Here is a 5611-nt window from a genome sequence, read left to right on the forward strand (position 1 = left end):
GTTGACACTCCTCCTTGTACGGCAGATCGTATACACATGGTTGTTGTGACAGGTGCGTCGGAGACGTGGCAGGCCCGGATCAGTCATGAGCGGGCGGCGGAGCTGCGTCGTGACGCGGAGCTGCTGGGCCTTGATGGGCGGACCGAGATTGTGCGGGCGGCGTTGGAGCTGCTGCATCGGCGGGCGGCTGAGGAGCGCATGGCGCGCAGCGTCGACGACTTCTACGGCGGTGGTGAGCCGCCGTTGCCGGTAGGTGTCCGGCCGGCGCCGGCGGGGCACGGGTCTGATGCCGCTCGCTGAGCCGTTCCGCGGTGAGGTGTGGGACGTCGAGTTCGTCGACTTCGGGAGGCACCCGGCGGTGGTGCTGAGCATCAACCTCCTCAACTCCCGGCTCGGGCACGTTGCGGTGGTTCCGGTGACGGGCACGGCGGGTCCGGAGCAGACGCATGTGGCGTTGACCGCGGACGCGGGCCTGACCCGGTACGGGGAGTCCTACGCCGACATCACTGCGCTGCAGCCGGTAGCCAGGAGCTGCCTGCTCGCCCGGCGGGGACTGCTCACCGGCAGCGAGGTGGACCGACTGGCGCGCCAGCTGGTCGTCTACCTGGGTTTGTAGTCACGACCGGGGCGCGACCCGGTCCCGTGGGGTGGGGTTCCGGTCGTTGCAGGAGTCGATCGACACCACCACCCCGGGGGGCCGGTTGGTGTTCCTCGTTTTGCCTCGCTGGCGGAGTTCGAGCGGGACCTGATCCGGGAACGCACCCACGCCGGCCTCGCTGCGGCCCGGGCCCGGGGACGTAACGGGGCCCGGCCGACGGTGATGACCCCGGCGAAGGCGCGGCAGGCCCGGAAGATGATGGACGGGACCCCGCTGGGGGAGGTTGCCGCGGTGGTGGGGGTTTCCCGGTCGACGTTGTACCGGCAGCTGGTGTGGAAGCAGGACACCCCATGAGGACCACAGCGGCTGATCTCATCGACGTGACCTCTCCGGCGGTGATCGTGGGGGAGTGCGCCGCCCCGAACCGGCACCTGATGGTGGTGATGACCGTCGAGCCGACGTCGGCAGCAGGGTTGCGTACCGCGGTGGCGGGGGTGCTCGAGCGGGATGGGTTGTGGTGCGGGCCTGCTGCAGCAACCCCGCGGTGCCGGGCGGGGTTGCTGGAGCTGGTCGTGACCGGTGGGGTGTCGGCGGAGGTCATCGACGCAGCCGACTACGACGACCCGGGGCAGGCGCGGGCGGCGTGCCTGGTCCAGGTGGCCGGGCTCGCCGACGCCGCCGGGGTTGTCCGGGTGGTGTTTGCCCGTGACGACGCCTGCGCGGCAGCTGATTCGGCGGGATCGGGGGAGTTGGCCCATCGAGCTGGGGTCAGCCCCGCGCTGCGCTGCGAGCACGCCGACATCGTGGATGAGCCGCTGACCGTTCTGGCGGAGGTGCTGGTGCGGTGCTGGGCGCAGGGCGGAGCCGCGAGACGCGGCCTGGCGTCCGTCTTCATCGCTGCCCATGTCGTCTGACGGGGACCCGGTCGTGGCCGTTTCGGCTGGAGCGCAGCGGTCGAGGACCGGCAGTCGGGTGTTGCGGAACCTGGTGCGGGCGTGAGCCCCGCTCACGGATTGGCCTACGTTGCTGGCCGCGTGCGTCTGGTCGGCTGCGTCGGCCGGGCGTAGGTTTTCGGGCGCAGGCCGGGACCCCGGTGGGACACCACCGGTGTTGTGCCCCCCCATTTCGCTGGTGTGGCGGTCGACCCATCCTCTTGATCGGGGTCGACAAGGGCCGTTCCCGGGGTCCTGGTCTGCGCCGGGGCCGTGTTCGGTGCTGCTGTCACCTCGCGGTGGCCCGTCCCCGCCACGACCGGGCGGGTCGGTTCACCCCTTCGGGTTGCTGCATCGCCCGTCGCGGTGACCGTCGGTGGTGCACCATCGGGTCCCCAGCAGCGAGGATGGGGTCGGTGGTGGCGGGTGGTGGACTCGGTGGGCGCGGCGTGGTGGTCGCGGGTGTCTTCGGTGTATCAGCCGGTGGTGGCCTTGGGGACCGGGGAGGTCGTGGGGTACGAGGCGTTGGCGCGCGGTCCCGGGGGCGCGCTGGGTGCCGCGGATGCGGTGCTGGCGGCGGCGCGGGCGCAGGGTGTGCTCGCCGAGGTGGACTGGGCGTGTCGGGCGGCGGCGGTGCGTGGCGCGGTGGCGGCGCGGCTGCCGGCGGGGATGGTGTTGTTCGTCAACGCCGAGCCCGAGGTGCTGACCTCGCCGCCTCCGCCGGGGGTGAGGGCGGCGGCCGCCGGCCTGAGCCTGGTCATGGAGGTCACGGAGCGTGGCCTGACCCTGGACCCTGCGGGGGTGTTGCGGGGGTGTGCCGCGGCCCGGGCGTGGGGGATGCGGATCGCCCTGGATGACGTGGGTGCGGACCGGGCGAGCTTGGCGCTGCTGCCGCTGCTGCGCCCGGATGTCATCAAGCTCGACCTGCGCCTGGTGCAGGCCTCCGACGGTGCTGATGTCGACGAGATCGCGACGGCGGTGAACGCGGAGGCTGAGCGCACCGGGGCGGTGGTCCTGGCCGAGGGCATCGAGACCGAGGCCCACCGCGAGCTGGGGTCGGTGCTGGGCGCCACCCTCGGGCAGGGGTGGTTGTTCGGCCGGCCCGGCCCGCTTCCCCCGTTCCCCGGTCCCGGCAACCGGGTGGACGCGGAGAGCCCCGGCCGGGGGTGGATACCGGGGGTAGGTCCGGTGCCGGGTCAGACCCCCACGGGGGAGTCGCTGTTCTCGCTGGTGGCGGGCCACCCTGGTGTGCGTCGGGGCACCAAGGCGCGGCTGGTGGAGGTGAGCCGGCTGCTGGAGCGCCGCGCCGGCACCGAGGGTGCCAGCGTGGTGGTGCTGGGGGCGTTCCAGCACGCCCGGCAATTCAGCGCGGAGTCGGCCCGCCGCTACGCCGGGCTCTCGGCGGGGGCTGCGTTCGTGGGGGCGTTCGCGGTGGGCATGGCCCCGGACCCGGCGGGGGAGACGCGGGGCGTCGCTCTCGGTGCCGCGGACCCGGTGGCCGGGGAGTGGGCGGTGGTGGTGCTGGGCCCGCACTTCGCGGCGGCCCTGCTGACCCGCGACCTGGGTGACACCGGTCCTGACCATGGGCGCCGGTTCGACTACCTCGTCACCTACGACCGGGACACGGTGGCGACCGCGGCCCGGCTGCTGATGCACCGGGTCCGTGCAGCCACGGTCCCCGGTGGAGGTGGGGTGGGGGTGGCCCAGGTTGGTGGGGACGGGCCACCCCCGTCAGCTGGGGTTGGGGGTCAGTAGTAGTGGTTGCGGCCGCCGACGGCGCGGCCCATGCGGCCGAGCACGATGAGGATGAGGCCGACGACGAGCAGGATGATGCCGATGGTGTAGAGGATCGGGATCTTGATGAGGAACCCGACCACGATGAGGATCACGCCGAGAGTGATCACGCACGCCTTCCGGTGAGAGGAGCCGCTCCGCGGGGTGGGGGCGGGGGCCCTGTCTACCGCGGTGGGCACGTCTTGGGGTAGTGACCCGCCGCGGATTTATCGCGGCGGAAGTATCACGGGCGAGACCGCTCCATGATCGATCAACACTGGTGTGGACGCGGCATCTAGTTTTGTAGACCGTGTGGGTGATCGGTGTGCCCACGACCTAGGGGTGGGAGAGGCGTCAGCGTGGGTCAGGTGGTCGTGACGACGGGGCCGCGCAGCGAGGTGCCCGGTCGTCGGGTGGTGGGGTGCCGGTGAACGCGGGAGGGGGACCAGAAGTGCACGACCCGCGGGTGGCGCACCTGGTCGGGTTGGTGGTGGAGCTCGCGGCAGGCGGGCTCGAGCCCGCGGTGGCCGCGCAAGCGGCGGAGTCGCTGACCCGGGAGGTCAGCACCCTGGCCGCGGAGCTGACCTCGATGCACCTCGAGCTCGAGGACCGGGTCGCGGAGCGGACCCGGTTGCTGGAGGACGCCCGCCACCAGCTGGAGCGTCTCGCGTTGTACGACCCACTGACCGGGTTGGCGAACCGGGGTCTGCTGGTCGACCGGATCACCCACGCGGTGGCCCGCGCGGGCCGCGGTGCTGAGGTGCCGGCGGTGCTGGTGCTGGACCTGGACGGGTTCAAGGCGGTCAACGACGGGTTCGGGCACCCGGTGGGGGACCTACTGCTGGTCGAGGTGGCCCGCCGGCTGCTGGGGGTGGCGCGGGGCACCGACACCGTGGCACGTCTGGGCGGTGACGAGTTCGCGATGGTCCTGGATGGCAGCCGACAGGGTGCGCTCGAGGTGGCCGACCGGGTCCTGCAGGCGCTGGGCCACCCCATCGAGGTCGGTGGGCACTCGTGTTGGGTCAGCACGTCGGTCGGGGTGGCCTACGGGTCGGCGGGGGCGTCCGCGCAGACCCTGCTGCGGGACGCGGACACCGCGATGTACGCGGCGAAGGCCCGGGGCCGGGGCAGGGTGGAGGTGTTCGAGCCCGCCATGCACGCGGCTGCCTTGCGCCGGGTGCAGGTGGCCGACCAGCTGCGCCGCGGGATGGCCACCGGTGAGCTGGTGGTCCACTACCAGCCGGTGGTGGACCTGGGCACGGAGCGGGTGGCGGGGGTCGAGGCCCTGGTGCGGTGGCAGCACCCCGAACGGGGCCTGGTCACCCCCGGGGAGTTCATCGAGGTCGCCGAGGACGGTGGCCTCGTCGTCGTCCTCGGGCAGTGGGTCCGGGAGGTGGCGATCACCCAGCTCGCACGGTGGCGGGTCGGGGTCCTCGACGCGGGGCCGTTCGGGTTGCACCTGAACACCTCACCGGTCGAGCTGCGCTCCGCCCGGTTCGCCGAGGGGGTGCTGGCCTGCCTGCACCGTCACGGGGTGGCTGCGGTGGACGTGGTCCTGGAAATCACGGAGACCCAGCTGCTGACCGAGGACACCCAGACCGTGTCGGCCATTACGGCCCTGCGCGACGCTGGGGTCGGGGTGGCCATCGACGACTTCGGCACCGGGCACTCCTCGCTGAGCTACCTACGCCGCTCCCTGGTCGATGTCGTCAAGGTCGACCGGGCGGTGGTGGCCGGGTTGGACACCGACCCCCGCCAGCACCGGGTGGCCGCTGCGATCCTGGGGGTCGTCGACGCCTACGGTTTGCTGTCGGTCGCCGAGGGGGTCCAGACCCGCGGTGAGGCCGACCAGCTCCGCGACCTTGGCTGCCACTACGGGCAGGGCTGGCTATGGGGCCCCGCCGTCGACGCCGACACAATTACCCCGTTGCTGCAGACCCTGCGGATGTGAGAAACCCCCGGCCGTGCTGGGGAGCTGAATGACCTGGGTCCACCCGCGGGACAGCGCTCTTGTCCTCGGCCGCGACGGTGCTGCGGCCTGACGGTGAGCCGGGGCCGCGCGGTGAGCATCTCGCCGGCACCAGGGCCCGGAGAGATGCGGTAGACCGGCGGGCGGTGGCGGGGTCAAGACCGGGTACACCGCCGCCCGAAACGGGGCGGGTACCGGCACCTGCGGGGCAGGAGCACCTGCGCCGTCGACGCTGGGCGGGACGTCGAACCCGCGAGATGACCACCACAGGGGGTCGCGTCCAGGGAGGTGGTGTGTGAGTCGGTGTTCCGCGTGATCCTGGGTGCTGATTCTAGGTGG

7 protein-coding genes are annotated in these 5611 nt (G+C 72.5%); 6 read left to right on the plus strand and 1 reads right to left on the minus strand.

Annotation, left to right across the window (positions count from 1 at the left end):
• From ACYVOF_RS19905 to ACYVOF_RS19925, 5 genes are all read left to right on the plus strand, one after another.
• Nucleotides 1-300, plus strand: a 300-nt coding sequence (locus ACYVOF_RS19905; protein ID WP_460869637.1) for a hypothetical protein, incomplete at its 5' end; no start/stop codon positions are given.
• A complete protein-coding gene (locus tag ACYVOF_RS19910) occupies nucleotides 287-616 on the plus strand; it encodes a type II toxin-antitoxin system PemK/MazF family toxin (RefSeq protein ID WP_460869639.1) in 330 nt (109 codons plus the stop codon). The genes ACYVOF_RS19905 and ACYVOF_RS19910, both read left to right, overlap by 14 nt.
• A 132-nt stretch (nucleotides 617-748) precedes the next feature.
• A complete protein-coding gene (locus tag ACYVOF_RS19915) occupies nucleotides 749-952 on the plus strand; it encodes a hypothetical protein (RefSeq protein ID WP_460869649.1) in 204 nt (67 codons plus the stop codon).
• Nucleotides 949-1512 (plus strand): hypothetical protein, encoded by a 564-nt coding sequence (locus tag ACYVOF_RS19920; protein WP_460869641.1) that lies wholly within the window; start codon nucleotides 949-951, stop codon nucleotides 1510-1512. The genes ACYVOF_RS19915 and ACYVOF_RS19920 overlap by 4 nt, the downstream gene beginning before the upstream one ends.
• Before the next feature lie 489 nt (nucleotides 1513-2001).
• The gene (locus ACYVOF_RS19925) at nucleotides 2002-3285 is read left to right on the plus strand and encodes a sensor domain-containing phosphodiesterase (RefSeq protein ID WP_460869643.1); all 1284 of its coding nucleotides are present in this window, start codon (nucleotides 2002-2004) and stop codon (nucleotides 3283-3285) included.
• On the opposite strand, the gene ACYVOF_RS19930 is transcribed toward ACYVOF_RS19925, so the two are convergent.
• Nucleotides 3279-3434, minus strand: a complete 156-nt coding sequence (locus ACYVOF_RS19930) for a DUF6131 family protein (protein WP_460869645.1) — start codon at nucleotides 3432-3434, stop codon at nucleotides 3279-3281. The genes ACYVOF_RS19925 and ACYVOF_RS19930 overlap by 7 nt on opposite strands.
• Before the next feature lie 320 nt (nucleotides 3435-3754).
• Here ACYVOF_RS19930 and ACYVOF_RS19935 point away from each other — a divergent pair, with 320 nt between their 5' ends.
• Complete coding sequence (locus tag ACYVOF_RS19935) at nucleotides 3755-5254, plus strand: putative bifunctional diguanylate cyclase/phosphodiesterase (protein ID WP_460869647.1); 1500 nt, start codon at nucleotides 3755-3757, stop codon at nucleotides 5252-5254.
• The last annotated feature ends 357 nt before the right edge of the window (nucleotides 5255-5611 follow it).

Source organism: Rhodococcus aerolatus, assembly GCF_054783215.1.